General features: G+C 37.4%; 28 protein-coding genes. 17 read left to right on the top strand and 11 right to left on the bottom strand.

All coding sequences use genetic code 11. The annotated features are described in order from the left end of the window. Positions 1–16 precede the first annotated feature (16 nt). Positions 17–1582, top strand: coding sequence for a lytic transglycosylase (locus OM33_RS08710; RefSeq protein WP_038640928.1), 1566 nt, complete (start codon positions 17–19; stop codon positions 1580–1582). Between the two features lie 70 nt (positions 1583–1652). Here the strand turns inward: OM33_RS08710 and queE are convergent, their stop codons facing one another. Then, on the bottom strand, positions 1653–2318 hold the full coding sequence (gene queE, locus OM33_RS08705) for a 7-carboxy-7-deazaguanine synthase QueE (RefSeq protein ID WP_038640926.1): 666 nt from the start codon (positions 2316–2318) through the stop codon (positions 1653–1655). Between the two features lie 98 nt (positions 2319–2416). Between queE and queC the strand changes: the two genes are divergently transcribed. Beyond that, positions 2417–3079 carry a 7-cyano-7-deazaguanine synthase QueC gene (gene queC, locus OM33_RS08700; protein WP_038640924.1) on the top strand — a complete coding sequence of 221 codons (663 nt, stop codon included), beginning with the start codon at positions 2417–2419 and terminating at the stop codon, positions 3077–3079. Positions 3080–3208: 129 nt separating this feature from the next. Then, a complete protein-coding gene (locus tag OM33_RS08695) occupies positions 3209–4630 on the top strand; it encodes a YfcC family protein (protein ID WP_038640921.1) in 1422 nt (473 codons plus the stop codon). A 74-nt stretch (positions 4631–4704) separates the two neighbouring features. On the opposite strand, the gene OM33_RS08690 is transcribed toward OM33_RS08695, so the two are convergent. Then, complete coding sequence (locus OM33_RS08690) at positions 4705–6402, bottom strand: amidohydrolase (protein WP_038640919.1); 1698 nt, start codon at positions 6400–6402, stop codon at positions 4705–4707. Between the two features lie 127 nt (positions 6403–6529). Between OM33_RS08690 and OM33_RS08685 the strand changes: the two genes are divergently transcribed. Beyond that, a complete protein-coding gene (locus tag OM33_RS08685) occupies positions 6530–7201 on the top strand; it encodes a response regulator transcription factor (protein WP_038640918.1) in 672 nt (223 codons plus the stop codon). Continuing rightward, the gene (locus OM33_RS08680) at positions 7188–8345 is read left to right on the top strand and encodes a hypothetical protein (protein WP_038640916.1); all 1158 of its coding nucleotides are present in this window, start codon (positions 7188–7190) and stop codon (positions 8343–8345) included. Before OM33_RS08685 ends, OM33_RS08680 begins: the two co-directional genes overlap by 14 nt. 130 nt (positions 8346–8475) lie before the next feature. On the opposite strand, the gene OM33_RS08675 is transcribed toward OM33_RS08680, so the two are convergent. Beyond that, entirely contained in the window at positions 8476–8745 is a 270-nt protein-coding gene (locus OM33_RS08675; protein ID WP_038640915.1) for a hypothetical protein, read from the bottom strand. A 114-nt stretch (positions 8746–8859) separates the two neighbouring features. On the opposite strand from OM33_RS08675, the gene OM33_RS08670 reads away from it, so the two are divergent. Beyond that, the gene (locus OM33_RS08670; RefSeq protein ID WP_038640913.1) at positions 8860–9267 is read left to right on the top strand and encodes a helix-turn-helix domain-containing protein; all 408 of its coding nucleotides are present in this window, start codon (positions 8860–8862) and stop codon (positions 9265–9267) included. Between the two features lie 3 nt (positions 9268–9270). Here OM33_RS08670 and OM33_RS08665 read toward each other — a convergent pair whose 3' ends face one another. The 4 genes from OM33_RS08665 to OM33_RS22545 all read right to left on the bottom strand — a co-directional run bounded on the left by OM33_RS08665 (position 9271) and on the right by OM33_RS22545 (position 10739). Beyond that, positions 9271–9633 (bottom strand): hypothetical protein, encoded by a 363-nt coding sequence (locus tag OM33_RS08665; RefSeq protein ID WP_038640912.1) that lies wholly within the window; start codon positions 9631–9633, stop codon positions 9271–9273. Beyond that, the gene (locus OM33_RS08660) at positions 9617–10210 is read right to left on the bottom strand and encodes a hypothetical protein (RefSeq protein WP_038640910.1); all 594 of its coding nucleotides are present in this window, start codon (positions 10208–10210) and stop codon (positions 9617–9619) included. The genes OM33_RS08665 and OM33_RS08660 overlap by 17 nt, the downstream gene beginning before the upstream one ends. 91 nt (positions 10211–10301) lie before the next feature. Continuing rightward, complete coding sequence (locus OM33_RS22920) at positions 10302–10436, bottom strand: hypothetical protein (protein ID WP_267884425.1); 135 nt, start codon at positions 10434–10436, stop codon at positions 10302–10304. A gap of 132 nt (positions 10437–10568) precedes the next feature. Then, the gene (locus OM33_RS22545; RefSeq protein WP_199922433.1) at positions 10569–10739 is read right to left on the bottom strand and encodes a hypothetical protein; all 171 of its coding nucleotides are present in this window, start codon (positions 10737–10739) and stop codon (positions 10569–10571) included. A 235-nt stretch (positions 10740–10974) separates the two neighbouring features. Between OM33_RS22545 and OM33_RS08655 the strand changes: the two genes are divergently transcribed. Then, a complete protein-coding gene (locus OM33_RS08655; protein ID WP_038640908.1) occupies positions 10975–11376 on the top strand; it encodes a LexA family protein in 402 nt (133 codons plus the stop codon). Position 11377: 1 nt separating this feature from the next. On the opposite strand, the gene OM33_RS08650 is transcribed toward OM33_RS08655, so the two are convergent. Continuing rightward, complete coding sequence (locus tag OM33_RS08650; RefSeq protein ID WP_038640906.1) at positions 11378–11599, bottom strand: hypothetical protein; 222 nt, start codon at positions 11597–11599, stop codon at positions 11378–11380. 68 nt (positions 11600–11667) lie between these two features. On the opposite strand from OM33_RS08650, the gene OM33_RS08645 reads away from it, so the two are divergent. Further along, entirely contained in the window at positions 11668–12039 is a 372-nt protein-coding gene (locus OM33_RS08645; RefSeq protein WP_052140951.1) for a hypothetical protein, read from the top strand. 1 nt (position 12040) lies between these two features. Here the strand turns inward: OM33_RS08645 and OM33_RS22540 are convergent, their stop codons facing one another. Then, positions 12041–12187, bottom strand: coding sequence for a hypothetical protein (locus tag OM33_RS22540; RefSeq protein ID WP_199922432.1), 147 nt, complete (start codon positions 12185–12187; stop codon positions 12041–12043). Positions 12188–12559: 372 nt separating this feature from the next. Between OM33_RS22540 and OM33_RS08640 the strand changes: the two genes are divergently transcribed. From OM33_RS08640 to OM33_RS08625, 4 genes are all read left to right on the top strand, one after another. Continuing rightward, a complete protein-coding gene (locus OM33_RS08640; RefSeq protein ID WP_038640904.1) occupies positions 12560–12994 on the top strand; it encodes a ribonuclease H-like domain-containing protein in 435 nt (144 codons plus the stop codon). 123 nt (positions 12995–13117) lie between these two features. Then, complete coding sequence (locus OM33_RS08635) at positions 13118–13519, top strand: hypothetical protein (RefSeq protein ID WP_038640902.1); 402 nt, start codon at positions 13118–13120, stop codon at positions 13517–13519. Between the two features lie 106 nt (positions 13520–13625). Continuing rightward, a complete protein-coding gene (locus OM33_RS08630; protein WP_038640900.1) occupies positions 13626–14537 on the top strand; it encodes a hypothetical protein in 912 nt (303 codons plus the stop codon). 108 nt (positions 14538–14645) lie between these two features. Continuing rightward, positions 14646–15437, top strand: a complete 792-nt coding sequence (locus OM33_RS08625) for a site-specific integrase (RefSeq protein WP_038640898.1) — start codon at positions 14646–14648, stop codon at positions 15435–15437. Here the strand turns inward: OM33_RS08625 and OM33_RS08620 are convergent. Next, complete coding sequence (locus OM33_RS08620) at positions 15427–16062, bottom strand: hypothetical protein (RefSeq protein WP_038640895.1); 636 nt, start codon at positions 16060–16062, stop codon at positions 15427–15429. The two genes, OM33_RS08625 and OM33_RS08620, sit on opposite strands and share 11 nt — an antisense overlap. A gap of 2 nt (positions 16063–16064) precedes the next feature. Continuing rightward, entirely contained in the window at positions 16065–16304 is a 240-nt protein-coding gene (locus tag OM33_RS08615) for a DUF6471 domain-containing protein (RefSeq protein ID WP_038640894.1), read from the bottom strand. A 166-nt stretch (positions 16305–16470) separates the two neighbouring features. On the opposite strand from OM33_RS08615, the gene OM33_RS08610 reads away from it, so the two are divergent. The 5 genes from OM33_RS08610 (at position 16471) to OM33_RS08595 (ending at position 17775) form a co-directional block, all read left to right on the top strand. After that, positions 16471–16650 (top strand): hypothetical protein, encoded by a 180-nt coding sequence (locus tag OM33_RS08610; protein WP_038640892.1) that lies wholly within the window; start codon positions 16471–16473, stop codon positions 16648–16650. A 12-nt stretch (positions 16651–16662) separates the two neighbouring features. Further along, the gene (locus OM33_RS08605) at positions 16663–16923 is read left to right on the top strand and encodes a hypothetical protein (protein ID WP_052140950.1); all 261 of its coding nucleotides are present in this window, start codon (positions 16663–16665) and stop codon (positions 16921–16923) included. A gap of 19 nt (positions 16924–16942) precedes the next feature. Next, positions 16943–17116, top strand: coding sequence for a hypothetical protein (locus OM33_RS22535; RefSeq protein WP_199922431.1), 174 nt, complete (start codon positions 16943–16945; stop codon positions 17114–17116). Positions 17117–17126: 10 nt separating this feature from the next. Next, complete coding sequence (locus OM33_RS08600; RefSeq protein ID WP_038640888.1) at positions 17127–17351, top strand: Acb2/Tad1 domain-containing protein; 225 nt, start codon at positions 17127–17129, stop codon at positions 17349–17351. A 67-nt stretch (positions 17352–17418) separates the two neighbouring features. Then, positions 17419–17775 (top strand): hypothetical protein, encoded by a 357-nt coding sequence (locus OM33_RS08595; RefSeq protein WP_052140949.1) that lies wholly within the window; start codon positions 17419–17421, stop codon positions 17773–17775. Positions 17776–17780 lie beyond the last annotated feature (5 nt).

Here is a 17780-nt window from a genome sequence, read left to right as displayed (position 1 = left end):
TCGGTATTTTGTATTAATGACTTATAAGCAATTAATTGCCCTTAGTGCCAGCGTGTGGCTAGTGGGTTGTCAAACGACAAAACAATCTCCAACTGAAGTAGAGCCAAACTACAAAGTGGCAAGCTCTCAAGATGTATATGATGCATTAACCGTTCTCGCCCTTGCTGAAGAAGAGCAAGAAGTCATTGAGCAAATCCCTGAATTTGATGATGTTTGGGAGCGTATTCGTTACCAACTCTCGATCCCGGTACCACAAAATCGTGCAGTTGTGGCTGAACGAAATTATTACGCAAAACACCAAAAGTACATTGATCGTATTGCCAAACGTGGTGAGCCTTACCTTTACTACATTGTTGAGGAAGTTGAAAAGCGCCAGATCCCAATTGAAATTGCATTATTGCCTATTGTAGAAAGTGCATTCGACCCATTTGGCTATTCACATCGCAGTGCGTCTGGTATTTGGCAATTTATGCCTGCAACGGGCGAACGTTTTGGCTTAAAACAAAACTGGTGGTATGACGGTCGTCGCGACATCACAGAATCCACACGTGCTGCGCTAGAATATTTAACTTACCTTCACAAAACCCTCGATGGTGATTGGTTAAATGCAATCGCTGCATATAACTCTGGTGAAGGACGTGTTCTGCGTGCAATTAAGAAGAACCGCAAAAAGCAGTTACCAACCGATTTTTGGTCACTGGATTTACCGCGTGAAACGACACAGTACGTACCAAAACTGTTAGCGCTTTCCGATTTACTCGCTCGCTCTGACGAGTTCAAAATCACTTGGAATAAAATTGCCAACAAGCCAGCTGTTGAGCTAGTCAATACAGGGGGTCAAATTGATTTAGCGAAAGCAGCTGAAATGGCTAATATTCCAGTGACTGATATGTATAAGTTAAACCCTGCATTCAATCGCTGGGCGACCGATCCAACTGGGCCTCATAAACTCTTAGTACCAGTTGAGAAAGCATACGAATTTAAAGCTAAACTCGCCAAAATGGATGCCAAAGACCGAATCCGTTGGCAGCAATACACGGTCAAATCAGGTGACAGCTTATCAAAAATTGCCAAGCAATTTGATACCAGCAGCGACAGCATCAAAACACTGAATAAATTGCCGAACAACACCATACGTATTGGCCAACAGTTATTCGTTCCACTCAGTAACGGCGAAATTGATAATAACTTATTAAGCGGCCCAATGCGCATCGCAGCGAATAATAAAGCAAACCGTAAAACGACTCATACCGTCGTGAGCGGTGATAGTTTGTGGAAAATCGGTCGTAAATATAAGGTATCAACTAAAGACTTAATGAAGTGGAATAAACTAAATAAGAATTCCACACTGCGTCTTGGGCAAAAACTAACTGTTTATCAAAGTACAAGTTCAACTATTGCAGGTAATGTGACAGAGCGCACAATCACCTACAAAGTCCGAAAGGGTGATTCTCTAGCGCGCATTGCTGGCCGCTATAAAGTATCAGTATCGGACATAATGAAATGGAATGGATTAACTAAAAATCAGTACATTCAGCCCGGTCAACGACTTAAATTAAAGGTCGATGTAAAAACAGGCTAAAGATTTAGTCGATTAAATTAAAAAAGGCCACTAATGTGGCCTTTTTTATTTTTAGCGTATGTAAACTTAATTAAGCAATGCCAATATACTTATGTACTTGTACTGACAAACGCCAATTTTTTGCCTTACATACTTCAATCGCCAAGCGAGTTGCTTTCGCTTTTTGACTTATTGGCTGCAGGTAAACTAATGCTGGTGTGTGCCCTGCTGCCTCAAACAAATCTTCTAGCTCTTCCACATGGCGCATCATTGCTACTGGATGCTTGATTTCATTTGCGCGATGGATGGCACTTTTTAATACCTCATATCCGCCACGCATATTAATTTTAGGTGATACCGTGACCCAAGTTTCACTTGGCGCTAAGATTTCAAAAGTGCCACTGGTTTCAATCTGTGTTGTGAAGCCATTTTCATGCAGCAACTCGCAAAGCGGGTTTAGGTCATACATACATGGCTCGCCACCGGTAATCACTATATGCTTGGCTTGGTATTTTTTATCACGAATTAGTGCAAGAATTTGCTCAGCATTACAATTAGCAAAGTAGTCTGAGTCTGCTTTCTTTTCTACTGTATCAGCAAGATCAACTAAATAAGTATCGTCCGTATGCCATGTTTGTTTGGTATCGCACCAAGCACATCCCACAGGACACCCCTGCAAGCGAATAAAAATAGATGGACAACCAGTAAAGCTTGCCTCACCTTGGATGGTTTCGAATACTTCGTTAATTTTGTACAACGTACGCCTCAAATTACTGCTAGATTTGTCTTCAAGGTCACGAAGGTGTAGACTATCGCGCCCGCAAAAACCGCTATTATAGCTAAAGTGAGAGAAATATGTCGCAAAAAGTTGTTGTAATTTACTCTGGTGGAATGGATTCATATACCGTTTTAAATAAAGCCATTCGCCAAGGTTTTGAAGTCTATGCACTTTCGTTTGATTACGGCCAGCGACATGTTAAAGAATTAAAGGTAGCGGCTAGTGTGTGTGCTGAACTCGGCATTTCCCATAAAGTAGTCGATATCTCTGCGATTAACCAATTAATTGGTGGGTCATCGCTGACTGATGATATCGATGTACCTGAAGGTCATTACGAAGAAGAAAGCATGAAATCAACGGTTGTGCCAAACCGTAATATGATTTTATTGTCGCTTGCTGTGGGTTATGCAGTATCACTTAAAGCAAATAAAGTGTTTTACGGAGCACACTCTGGCGATCATGCTATTTACCCAGACTGTCGTCCAGAGTTTGTTAAGAAAATGGATGATGTTTGCCGCATCGCTAACTACGAAGAAGTCGAAATTGTTAGCCCATACTTAAATAATACAAAAATTGAAATCTTAACCGATGGCCTCAGCATGGGTTTAGACTACAGCAAAACATGGACATGTTATAACGGTCGCGAAAAGGCCTGTGGTAAATGTGGCGCATGCCAAGAACGCTTAGAAGCTTTTGAGCTGAATAAAGCACACGACCCGCTTGCCTACGAAAGCAATTAACTCTTTAAATTAAAAGCACCGCTCACGGTGCTTTTTTTATATATGCCATTCTAATTTGTTTACAATCACCTCTTTTTAAGCGCTTTGATTACGCATAAACTATGGCCTTTCCCACAACTGGACTTATTTATGCCTAAGACATTGAAAGTACCTCATACGCTAGTATTGCTATTGGCGATGATGTTTGTCGCTTACCTTGCTACTTGGATTGTACCCCAAGGATTTTTTGATACCGTAGAAACAGCAAATGGCCGTCAAGCCGTTGTACCTGGCACTTATCAGGTCGCCGCTGAAAGTCATTACCTTACCCCTTGGGACTTTCTTACTGCGATTCCTCGTGCATTTGCCGCTGCACAGGATGTTATCTTTTTTGTTTTAATTGTGGGCGGTGTACTTGCAATAGCGCGTGCTACCGGCACAGTAGATGCGCTAATCGGTCGTTTATTGGAAAAACATGGCGATAAGCCACAAAAACTCATTTTTGCCGTGGTGTTTTGTTTTGCCCTTGCCTCAAGTGCGATTGGTACTGCAGGCGAATACATTCCATTTGTACTCATTTTGGTAGCACTGTGTAAAGCCATGCGCCTAGATGCGATGACAGCTGTAGGAATGATTGTTGCCGGATATGGCATTGGCTACGGTGTATCGGCATTTAACCCATTTACCGTATTAATTGCACAACAAATTGCCGAAGTACCTGTTTACTCAGGCCTTTGGTTACGTCTTGCGATTTTTGTACCTTTTGTATTAATTGGTTTTCATCACGTGTGGTCTTATACCAAACAAGTTCAGGCTGATCCGTCTCGCTCGTTAATGGCTGGTATTCCTTGTCCATTAGAAGGTAAAGAAACACATGATTATCCTAAGCTTAATCGTCGTCACCAATTGGTGTTATTAAGCTTTATTGCCACCTTAGTAATCGCTGTATGGGGCATTGCAACCAAAGGCTGGTACTTGTATGAACTTGGCGGCTTATTTGTTGCTTGGGGCCTTGTTATTACTGTATTGGGTAAACTTGATGCAAACACTGCTGCAAATAAATTTATTGAAGGCACCTCAGATTTAGTAACAACCGCAATTCTAATTGGTGTTGCACGTGGTATCGCACTTATTCTTGATGACGGTAAAATTCTTCACAGCCTAGTGTACGGTATGAGCTTACCGTTATCTTATGTCAGTGCTGAAATCTCAGCTGTTGGTATGTTGGTTATTCAAACTCTTTTAAATACCTTTATTCCATCTGGCTCAGGTCAAGCATATGTGACCATGCCACTCATGGCACCTCTTGGTGATTTAGTTGGTGTACCACGCCAAGTTGCGGTACTTGCATACCAATTTGGTGATGGTTTCTCAAATATGATTATCCCAACAAATGCCGTATTAATGGGTATCATAGGTATGGCGGGTGTACCTTATGGTCAATGGTTTAAGTTCTGTTTGCCGCTATTAGTGAAGCTAATGATTGCTGCTTCTGTAGTGCTAATTGCTGCGACTTTCTTCGGCTATGGTTTGGATGTACAACCGCAAATTGCAGCGGTTGTTAGTCAATAACAAGTTTTTTCTCTTCGTTACAGCAGTCACGCATTTAACTGACTGCTGTAACACATTAACGATTCCATACGTTGCTATTTAGCTGTAAATACCACTTCTCCCTGAACATAACTTTGTAATACCCTTGTTTGCTTTATTTGGGCGGCGTCCAAGGTGAGAATATTGCGATCTAATACAATAAAATCAGCTTCCTTTCCTGCAACTAACGAGCCGACTCTATCCTCCTGTCGCATCGCATAAGCCGCATTGATAGTATATGCCTCGATAGCCTGTTCAATGCTAATTGCCTCAGGTGCACGACTCACAGCATGTGCAATTCCAACAAAAGGGTTAAGTGTGCTCACATTCCAATCACTACTAAGCGTAAGCATCGCACCTTGCTCAACTAAACTGGCAATAGGCACTAAACGATCGCTACGTTGATGCCCGAGTAAAGGCGTCAATTCAGGCCAGTGATGGGGCTCTGTAAACTCCCCTGCAACCTGTGCATCTGCTATCACACTGAGCTCTTTAAAACGAGGTAAATCGAGCGAGTCCACAACTTCAAGATGCGTGATACGATGGCGTCCAATGCCTTTGGAGCCTGCTTCAATAGCGTTAAGGGCTTCATGAATGCCACGATCGCCAATGCCATGAATGTTGAAATCAAAACCAATAGGCTCTAACACTTCAATATATTTGGCTAACCGCGCTTGAGTGAAATAGTTAAGGCCTTTATCACCATCCAGTGCTAACCAACTGTATTCATAAGGTGCCTTTAATGCAGCCGTTGTATTGACTAGAATTCCATCCATGTAAACTTTAACCTGATCTACTTTTAGTAACGAATCTTGAGACGCTTGATACAAGGATTTTAATTGAGCTAGTTGAGATTCATCACTGGCTTCAGGGTAAGCCCAAAGCCCCAAACTCACCCGCATTTTAAGTGCATCATCGTTTGCTAACTTAAGCCAGGTATCTAATTGCCCTCTTTGCCAATAAACACGTGCATCACTGATTGACGTAACGCCATGCTGTAATAATTCAGGCTGGGTATACTCAAGAAAACCAAAATAGTTTTCTGTTGCTTCATCACCCTGGCCTTGCATTGCAAGATCCATCACTAAATTGCCAGCATTGTCATATAAAATGCCATTTAATACGCCACTTTCGTCACGACCAAATACACCGCCGATGGGGTCGCGACTTTGCTGAGTAATATTAGCAATTGAGAGCGCTTTAGAGTTCACCCACATGGAGTGAGAGGTTTGCTCCATAATAACTACAGGTCGGTCATTAACAACTTGGTCGATAACAGCGCGCGGTGATTGAGTCAGTTCAAGTAAGCCATCAATATTGTGACCATAACCAATAAGCCACTTTGCATCTGAGTGCTGTATGCTGGCATTCTCAATCACAGCTTGATATTCGTTAACATCGGCATATTCTGGCAAGGTAAAATGTGTTGCCTCTGATGCGGATTCAAGTGGATGAATATGCACATCATGCAAGCCAGGTAATACCAACTTGCCAGCCAAATCTTTAACTTCTGTATTGTCACCAATAAATTCATTTACTGATTCATTATCACCTACATAAATAATCTTACCGTTTTTAATCGCCATACTTTGTGCCAAGGGTGCTACGTTATTAACCGTATAGATAGTTGCGTTGTTTACTACTAAGTCAGCCCCTGTGCTTGCTTGATTAGGTGACTCAGATACGCCTCCACAGCCACTCAATGCTGCAGCAATTGCAATAATATTTGACGTCATAACCGTTTTTCTCTTCATAACTAGATGCCTCCGATATCAAATAGCTTACAATTAACAAGGTAACGAAAAGGTAACTGCAGTAATAATAGTCGAGTTATGATTGCCCTTTATTGAAACCTTAAAAATAGAATGAAGTGGGAAATAAATGCTAATTTTGTTTGTTGAAGACGACAGAGCATTGGCTGCAAACACGATCGATTTTCTCAATAATGAAGGTATTGAAGTCGATTTTGCCGATAGTGTGCACGCTGCCAAAGAGATTTCTTCCAAGCAAGAGTATGATGCGATTGTTTTAGATATCGGTTTACCTGATGGCACTGGGTTTGTACTCGCTACACATTTTACAGCCGCACAACCTGATACTCCTATCATCTTTTTAACCGCCGAAGCTGCGTTAGATAATAAACTTTTGGCTTTTTCGCTTGGTGCCCTCGATTACTTAACCAAACCCTTTGAGCTGGCAGAGTTAACAATTCGTCTTAAATTGCTTAAGGCTAAAAAACCGAGTATCAGGTCTAAACCTTTTGTGTTGGGTGATCTGACCATTGATTTACAGCAACGAATTGCTACCCGAAGTAAACGTGTTATCACCCTATCGCCACAACAATGGCAGTTACTTACACTGCTAATCAATCACTACCCAGCACCGGTAAGTAAAGCAATCATTTTAGAAAAGTTATGGCCCGATAATAATGTGACACCAGATATGTATAAGACGCTCGTTAGCCGCTTAAGGAACAATATAAGCCATCAACAAGAAACGCCGTTATTACATACAATTAAAGGCGTAGGAGTTGTACTTCGTGAAACCAACTGAATCCTTAACCGCTTACCTTAATCGCAATATTCTCATTCCATTTATTGTTTTTGGTTTATTATTTGCAGCCTTATCAATAGTTTTTTATTGGTTTGCATTGGACGATACTGCTGAGTTTTATCTTTTTGAGGATGCAGAACAGTTTATCAGTACCCAGCAAAAAATTAGCAGCGGAGCTCGCAAAGTCAGTGACGTACTCTTAGACTTTTCCCTTTCAAATCGCGCTCAATTAAACAATTTATCAGAGGTTAATACCGTTTATTTTTTTGAAACCGAGAAACATGATAGTTATTTTCTGATTTACCAAGCCCATGAAACAGCCAAAAAAGTCTATGTTGTGCATCAGTTTGATAAGGGAGAATCATTTGATATTAGACCATTGCTGTTATATGTATGTTTGAGTAGTTTGTTTTTATTCGCCTTTTGGTTATCCCATGTTTTATCTAAAGTGCGTAATCAACTGTCACGGTTTGTAAAGAGCATTAAAACTCGAGACATAGCTACGGAATTACGCTTTAGTGAGTTAGATAGCGTAAAAACGGTTACGCTAAGTGCACTTGAAAATGAGCAACAAGCAATAGCAAGAGAGAAAGCTTTCTCTAGTTTTCTTAGTCATGAAATCCGCCATCCTTTAACTTTACTGGGCCACCAATTGTCTCAATTTGACCATATGGATGATTTGACAGAGCAAGTACTTATAAAAGTTGCTGAACTTAAGACAACTCAGCAAACCTCGGTAAAACTTGCAAATACCATCTTAGGGCTTTGGCTAACAGGGGATAAGGAAAATCTATCGAGCACTGACTTTATAAGCTTTTTAAATCATTGGCAGAAAAAGTACAGCGATTCACTTTTAGTAGAAATTAAAGCCGACACCTTCTTTGTGTCATTAAACGAAGACGAATTAAACTTATTAATGGCACAGATTGATTCAAATTTTCGTACTTATGGCGAAGGTAACTTATCAATTACAGTATGCAAAAACAGCGTCTCTTTTAGTAATCGCATTAACACAAAACCAAATAACGAAAATAATTTTGGGGTAGGCACTTTTATAATAAATGCACTATCGGCAAAAGCGGGGTTAGCAGCACATAAGCTAACTAATGAGTGTTATTACACTTTAAAAATAACACGTATATAGTTTGGTAGATAAAATAAAGACATAAAAAAACCCAAGCATTTGCTTGGGTTTTAAATCATGGTGCGGATGGAGGGACTTGAACCCTATTAATATGATTTTTAAACCTTTTTAGACCCCTACAGCCCAGTAATTACGTTTCGAGTGAGGTCTTACTGGGTCGTAATGGTGATTCATCTTCCCCCAAATTTACCCCAAATTTAAAAGGTTCTTTCAGAGAGTCTTTATAGACCTGGAGAATCAGTTCATCCATAGCACTGAAAATAGAATTCACTGCATGATCTGGCTCTGCGCTTTGATTATGGTGCAGTTTCAATAAATTTAAATGATCACCTAGTGATTCGGCTAATTCCGTTTTGCTCTTTTCGGCCATAAAATGCTTAACCTCTGCATTGTATATCATTTCTCAACTGCAAACATTCTTAAATAGTTTGCTATATTTGTCAAACTTTATAAATAAATTGTTTTTATCACAAATAACCTGTTATATTGCAATTAGATATGAGGAACCGACCAAATGCATAATTCAAAATTAAATCAAAGCGATATAATTGACCGTATCAAAGTTCTATATAACTTTAGATTCAGTCGTGAAATGGCTAAATATTTTGATATCCCAGAAGAATCCATTTCTAGATTCAAGAATGGCTCAAAACAAATAAGCCTAGAACTTATTGATCATGTTAAAAATGAAAAGTCTGTATCACTTGAATGGCTTTTATATGGTGTTCGTCCAACAATATTTGACGAAGTTACTAAAGAGGATATCGAGCTCGGTGTTATTTCTGGCATCCTAAAAGCAGCACGTTTTAGCTTGCTACCAAAAAGCTTAGTGATGCACGATGAAGAATTACTTGAAGGTTCAGCAAAACTTATTGCTGAATGTATCGAATTAAGAGTTAATCAAAAAGAAGAAGTAGCTTAATCGCTACTTCTTTTTAAACTTAACAATATTTGTTTGCTCTAGTGCCCTTTCCTGCTTCTCTCTACTAAGCATTTCTAGAAACCAATTTCTTTCTTTTATCTGGCCAGTCATTACACCAACATCATATTGTGCTTGGCTAGACTTTAGTGCGTGATATTTTGCATCTTTAGCTGATTTGGCTTGTTCGGCAAGGATTGCTTCATTTGTTGCTTCCAATGAACGTTGAGCAAGCTGGTTTTGATTAAACATGTTTTTTACGTCTCGAATCATTAACCAGACAATCAGTAAGCCTCCTAAAGGAATTGCGGACCATACAACTTTAAAAATTGAGTCCAGTTCTAACCACCATTCAATTAGCGCTTGCATTTAACTTCCTTACTACATGCCTAAACAACATTTCTGCGTAATCAAAAAAGATTATCGCTATTATAGAAACTGTTACTAAATTAGAAATAATACTGTAGGTGTAATTATACCAAGCAAATTCATACTCGAAATCGAAAACACCTATTTTTAGCCATAAAATTAGCTGAATTAATATGTTGATCCATAGGCCAATAACAGCATAAAAGTAGATGTTATTGTAATACTTACTTGTCAGTAAATGAACACGTTGAATATAACGTAATATTACATAGTCAATAAGCGCATACGCTAGATAAATATGTTGTGAAGCATCTATTTGAGCATCTGTTTTTGCATTGAGTTGAATTAGCATCATCAAAAAGCCAGTTAATATGTATTTTGCTGAAAGCGCACGAACTACAATAAAGCGACTATATGACTCAGATTTGTTTATAGCTAACAATACAGACGTAACGAAGGCAAAAATATACGCAATTGAAATATATGAAGATATAAAAAGAGCTGACCAGTTAGAGTTATTTGAAGGTCGAACATAAACTATATCGTTAAGAATTTGCGATATTTGCTCTAAATCCATTTACTGCGCCTCAAATCAACCTTTCGCAATATTACAAAAACAGGACAAAAAAAACCACGCAAATTGCGTGGTTTATATTCAAATTAATACTTTAGTCTGTTTTCTTGTCTTTTACGATAACGCCACCGCCACCATTCATAACTTTCATTTGCGGCATCTCTTCACTTGGAAGCTCTGCAGGTTGAACAAATAAAGATGCGAAAAATAAAGATAATGCTGATAACATTTTCATTCCTTTGTTAATTTAAATAATACTCAAAGGCAAAGAGCAAAAAATGTGCCATACGTATTCTATGGCCTCAGCATTTAAAAACGGCAATCAATACAATACATCTATGCAAAAGCTTGCCGCCTATTATTAATTTCCACCGTATGACTCTTTGAAAATAATTGATATCTGCTTTTGCATATCTTGAATAATTAAGTTCAGAGTATGATTTTGCTCTGCAACCTCAGCTAGATGTTTCTCAATATAGTTCGCATGATCATTAAGCACTTCCGAACATAATTGAATTTTAGTCGTATCCATATTTTCCTCTTAATAAATAAACACTGACTGGCTACCAGTCTTTAAGTTGTGCTTGAACTTAATGATAAAAGAAGCCTTGTCAACATTAAAAAATGATTTAAAACAGATAATTAGTGAGGCTAAATAAACAAAAAAAAGCATGAACTTAATGATATTTTTGGATTTGTAAAGGAATTTTTATTTTATATTTGAAATAAGCTAAACTGTATATATATACAGCTATAGTTTGATTAGAATGAACGTTTCACCAATATATACAGCAGATGATCCACTCGATGACAATGGTATAAATTACTGTGAATTAGAAAATGGTATAGATGAGGTCATCATTCAAAATCCGAATGCGACATTTATCGGCCTTGCGACCGGTAACTCAATGCAAGGCGTTGGAATTTTTGACGGTGATCTACTAGTGGTTGATCGGAGTGTTGAAGCCAAGCACGGAGATGTCATCGTTGCCCAATACAATAATTTATTTACATGCAAGATATTAGATTTAAATAAACGACAATTAATCTCAGCTAATAAAGAATACCAACCGGCTAATATTGGCTCTTTGGATCAATTTGTTCTTGAAGGTGTTGTTGTGAGCTCAATTCGTCTTCATCGAAAAATTAACCGGTACTTAAATTATTAAATTACTTTTTACGAAACTTGATAATTGCAGCAATAACCAAAGCTGCGATCAAGAACACAGGAACAGCAGAGTAATCGGTAGTTGAACCATTTTCGAAGTCGTTACCGAGTGCAGAAGTCTTAACACCACCGCCGCTGGCTATAAGTGGATCAAATGGTAATGTGCCTATTGCTTTCTTTGGTACTAGTACGATTCCACCACTTTGCAATATCATGTTATTCATCTACAGCTTCTTTGTGTTAGATTGAATTCATTATTTCAATTTACTGAAAGCAAAACAAGATTTTAAAAATGAAAAAATTAATAGCCTTATTAACTGTTTTCTCGTGCGAACTCCTTGCAAGAGGTGGCGCATCTGCGATTCCAACTAACGCTAAAGAGTCTGACTATGTTGAGCATTATTGTCGAGGTGAAATCGAACATCGATTACCAGATAAAACTCGCATTGATTGCCTCAACGATACACACGCTATTGAATATGATTGGGGCAAGAAATGGCATGAAGCGCTCGGCCAGTCATTGTATTACTCTGCAATGACTGGAAAAAAAGCTGGTATTGTTTTAATTGTAAATCCCAAAACTAAGGAGCGTTATTTGACTAGATTAAATAAGGCAATTGAAGCTCACAACCTAAACGTAGATGTTTGGACTATAGATAAGTAAATTACTCGCACTCTTCTAGTGCTCGCTTGTATAGCTCATGTAAGTCTTTTTCAATTACTTCTTTTAAAGTCTCGACGCCCTGATTCAGTTCCGCATGTTGTTCGTAATACATATTCATCATATTGAAATGTTCAATTATTGAAATCATGTATTCTAAATTTGATTTTTCTTTCATTTAATTGCGCTCTATTAATAGACCCTACAACTATTAAACAGTCATTTTTAATACCCAACAAAAAAACCCCTTTCCTTTAAAAAGGGGTTTTAGTCCACGTATCAAGCAAACATAAAATTAAGAATTGTAAGAATGGCAGCAATTAGCATGACTAAGCGCTCAATCCACTCTATAAAAAAGGTTTTTTCTATTTTCATAAAAAGTCCTTCAAGGTTTAAAGATGTGAATACGGTAGCGCATTGCTTTTTTTTGATTTACTACCAGAGTTAAATTAATTTTTTCCAATACGGAATTCTTTTTAAAACACTGAAGGAATTACTATATGTTGAGAAAAAAGAAGACTAAATGCAAAATGCATTCAATAACATAATCAATGAAAATCTGATGAACAAATCAATAGTTTTTGATGTAGGTACAAACCTTATAGGAATCATGGATACAAACGAAACCGTTTATCGTCATTATTATGGTAGTAACAGGTTAGAAGCCATAGAGCTACTTGAAAATGCAACCGAAATAGTTTCCTTTAATGGAAAGAAGTACGATATTAAAGAAGTAAATAAAGTTTCAATAGAGTTACGTGAAATACCTTTTTCCCCAAAAGGTACCCACACCGATATTCTGAATAAATGCTGGGATTATTGTTTCGCAGGTAGTTTAGATAAATGTTTCAAAGAAATAATTGGTGCTGATGTAACTTTTCCTGACACTCACTTAGGATCAAATGAAAAAGATGTTTACCAAACTTTAATGCTGTGGAAGCATTTATATAGAAGTTAAGACGATTAAAGTTTATGCATCAGAACCACACTTGCTTGTAGGAAATCCTATTAATAGCATTGATTATTAATGCTTTATTTTATTAGTATCAATTTAGTTTGTTAATTTAACTGGAGTATTAACTTGATTCGTTTAGCTTTTATAGGTTTATTGCTTTCTTATTCGAGCAGTACATTCGCATCAGCATATAATTGCAAAATTCTTGATGGCAAAGAGCTGGATAATAGCTCAGCCAAATTAGTAGACCTAAAAGGCTTCTTTTCACCAATGCTTGGAAGAAGTTTTGTTGTTGAACGAGAAACAGGGAGCATTATTAGTAAAACATTTAATAATTCTCGAGCTAGAGAAATCACCGTTCTTGACATTGGTAGCGAAAAAAACGCATTTAAGTCAATTTCCCTCTATGGACCTAATAAAAAAATCAGTTATTTAGTAATAAATGAGCATTTAAAATCAGCAACAAAGAGTTTCATTTTTCATCATGAGTTTGATGTGGTTTATAGTGGAACTTGTACTGAAATCTAAAACTTGAGAATCTTAATCCATTGAAAGGAAACCATAAGATAATTCAGTATTTCCAATTGTTTATGTAAAATAATAATTTTAGTCACAATCTATTAATAGGGATTTTATGAGTTCAAATAAAACTAATAGTGACGACCTAATTTTCAAAAACCTATTTTATGGCTCCTTTTGGGTTTTGATTTTTGCACCTCTAATTGTTGCACTTATGCAATATTTTTTCGTTGGCTATATAGTTGATTTTAATGACCCCGATTCTTGGGAAGACATAGTAAAAACGTACAACTTTCCTATAGAGCTCACCAAAATATTAGGCGGTATTACTGCAATGCTTGGTTTGCTTTACCGAAGTCGCCAAACAAGTACTCAAATTTTGAAATCCCAACAACAGTTAGATCTATCTATCCGTGCCGAAGAAATAAAAAGAGATGAGTTTCAGTTAGAGCTAGTAAAATCTGGCTTTGAAGACGTATTCGACACGTTAAAAGATAAAAATAATTCTAGAGTTAAGTGGATTAAGGCTGCAAAAATTCTATTACACACCCTTGAAATCGAGAAACACATAAAAACAGATATCGGTATTAAAGACTATAAATTTTATAAAGAACGATTAAGAATACAGTTGTATGAAGCTTTGCAACTCGAAACTTCCCCTGGAGTGTTCCAATCTTTGCCTGCTCAATTCTTTTATGGTGTTGAAAATTGGCAAGATGCGGATTTGACTCTTGAACAAGCTGCGATTCAAGCACACCCAGTGAGTGATGTGCAATGTGAAGACATAAACAAAATTCTTCCAGATCCTATAGTTACAGCGCTATTACCAGAATCTGTGACTACAATATTTGACTTTCTAGAAGGATATGATCCAGAGATGAATGAGCTACTGAGTGAAGTTGAATACAGGGATGGAGACTATATGAGCGCACACGGATTTAAACAAGGTCCAGCAAAATACATTCATCATAGGAGAAAGTTTAAGGTGTTGAATGGAGAAATACACGTGCGAGACAATAATAATTAAAGAAGCTTTTAAATAGCGTTTCCCATCACCCTAGATAAATAGCGGCTCATAGACAGCCGCTTTATTTTTGCACTACCATATAGGAAACCGACATTAACAAGACTAGCTATGGATAACGAAATAGAATTTAAATGGGTATGGAAAACACCGGATTTACGCAACGTAAAACAGCCTGACATTCTCACGCCAGAAGAAATGATCAACTTGATAGAAAGAGTTGATAATGTGCGCGTTGATCCGCTGCTTGGGCTACGCAATCAATGTATGCTGGCAATGACTTTCTTTAGCTGCTTTCGTGCAATCGAGGTTAGCCAGTGGAAAGTTAAAGAGTGCCTTTATCCTGACGGCTCTATTTGCCATATCACCCATGTTAGAAAGGATGGTACTAAGGGCAAATATCCGATGAAAGCACCCGTTGTTATCCAAGAACAGCGTGAAATGTTAGATAAGTGGCTCAATGCCCGGGTGAAACATCGTATTAAACTCGATAAAAGCGGTTCAACTAAATACCGTGGATTAGACCCCGAAAGCCATGTGTTTTTAAGTAACTGGCGCGGTGTTTGGCAAAACTTCTCACTGACTCGAAAGGTTAGCAAAGGCAAAGAATACTTGGTTGCTACTGCGGTGCAAAACTTACTTAGCAAGCTTTATAAAGAATATGGTTTCCCGCGCTCAAGTAGTCATGCTGGCCGTCATTCTATGGCGCGATTCGCTGAGAAATTACTAAACAAAAAGAACAATCCACACGCAAGATTTATACTGCAAAACTTATTGCATCATAGGTGCGAAGAAGCACAAAACGACTATACAGAAGTGATAGATTATAAAAGAGTGAAAGCTGCGCATCAGGCTATGTTACTTAAGCCAAAAAAGAGGGGAAGACCTAAGCTTAAAGATTAAATAATCCGTATTTACTCGCTATTTTATTTATTTTATGGTCTAACACTTTTTGAGCAATGCTTATGTCTCCGCGTAACTCTATAACGCTATAATCATGATCAATATTTTCTGGTCCGTTATTATCGCTCTTTAATTGTTTTTTATGATAATTGTCTATTCTCAAACCATTATAATTCATCACTAATTCTGAAAGAGTATTTATTTGCTCTAATAACTCGATGTCATTGAAATACAATTTGGTAATCACTCTTAAATAATTAAGAGATCCAAAGACTTCATTGATATTTTCCCTATAGTCATCTGGGGTTTCTTTTTTACCAATCAGCCTAAACTCGTTTCTAATAATGTTGTTATGGTAAAGTAGAAGCTCAGCTTTATCAGTTAACTTTTCTTTCTTGGTTCTTGAATCTGTTACCTTTTTATTGAGCCATAAGGTAATTAACGACAAGCCAAAAACAAATAATGAAAGTACAATTTTAAACTTTTCACCCTGTTCAAATTGAAAATTGAATATATCGAAATTAATTGAAAATCCTGTTAATAAACCTGAAATAAAGACAAGACTAATCACGAATAAGAAAAACCTATTACTCTTATTGCTGAAAAAACCATTTACTCTTTTCAAAATTACATTCCTTTAATTGCTTTCAGCAAATCCCAATACCAAGTTGTTTGGTGTGTGCACTGGCTTATCTTATTTCGCAAACCTTGCTCAGTGATGGGTCTACCCATTGCGGTTAAACGCTCAGCAACTTCTTTAGCACTAACACCATTCAATGCCATTTCAGCCTTAACTTGCCGCTTTATTTCGATTGCGGCTTGTTCGTCTAGCTGCTTTTCAACGTCCGATTTTGCTTGTTTAGCCATTAATCAATCTTAATTACAAAAATAATCTAATTTGATTATACATATAATCATTTAATGGTTGCAAATTAATCTATTTTAGTTATTCTTATAATCATATTTGATTATTAATATATTCATTTATGAGTTTGTTTGATTCGTATTTGAATGTTTATAGATGGGAAATTTTATGAGTGATTACACAGTGCTACCAAAGCAAATAGCAAACGCTTTAGAAAAAGAAGGTGTACCGCTGTCACAAAAGCAAGAACTTGTAATGGCTGGTTATCTTTCTGCGGTACAAATGCAAATTGAAGCTTTTGGTTTAGATAAAACAATCAAAATGCATCAAGAATCAAATAATTCTTAAATAGGAAATTTTATGGCTATGAATATTGAGTATCTATCATCCGATAGCGCTACTTTTTTAGTCGCAAAAGGCGATTATTCTGCAAGTGAAATTTTAAAAGCTGCGGTTGAACAAAACGTGATTGATGACGGTGATTTTTCAGATGCTGAATATTATCAGTCTCATTTTAAAGCAACGCCAGCGCCGAAAAACTCAGGTTTCAAGAGTTGGCATTATCCAATAGAAAAACCATGCAAGGGTTCTTACTTTGCATCAGTTTTACAGCAGGGTTAACAGGTAGGAATATTTGAACATGTCAGAGAAGCAAGCATTAGAGAGCATGAAAGGAAAAGTTATTGAATCAATCCAGCATCATGAAGTAATCGGTTCGATTCAATTTCATTTTACAGATGGAAGCACCGTGCAGGTTTTTGCTCAAGAAAAAGCAAGCCAGCAAATAATGATTATTGAACCTAACACTAAATAAAAGGTGAATCATGGAAAACCAACACAAAAAAATTAAAGGCTATCGCGACCTGTCACAAGCCGAGATTGATGCAATGAATGAAGCTAAAGCGCTTGCTGAAAATGTAGGCTCTTTAGTTGAAAAACTTCAAGGCCAAGACGGGTTAGATCAGCGTTGGATTGCAACTGCTAAAACAGATTTGCAGAAAGGTTTTATGTCTCTAATTCGTGGCATAGCACAACCAACAACTTTTTAAGTTTAGTTAACCGCTGCGCTTGTTAATCGAGCGCATTATTAAACAAATTTTTAGATTGGGAATTTTTATGTCTATTTTTCAATGCGAAAACTGCGGTTGTGCTGAAAATACAGCTTGCGCCAATCAGGGGTTTAAAGGAATAAAGCACCTTTTTGATTGGTCATACAACCCAAGTTTAGAGGGAAAGTTACTTTGTCGAGCTTGTGGCCCTACCAAATTTAGCGATGGTTCAAAAATGAAATCAGACCATTGGGGTGAATATGGTATTTGGCACAATAGATTTGAAAGAAGATATTTGCCGCATGGTGAGTTCAAGACCAATAACCAAGGAAATTTGGAGCATATTGAATCAGGTTTAATTGGTAATGAAGCATACAAGAAATTTGCCCGTTCTGAACCTTACCCACTTAAAGAAAACGTATAGGAAAT

Origin of the sequence: Pseudoalteromonas piratica, from assembly GCF_000788395.1 — a bacterium.
In the GTDB taxonomy this organism is placed as follows: Bacteria; Pseudomonadota; Gammaproteobacteria; order Enterobacterales; family Alteromonadaceae; genus Pseudoalteromonas; species Pseudoalteromonas piratica.
This window is presented reverse-complemented; position numbering and strand designations above follow the sequence as displayed.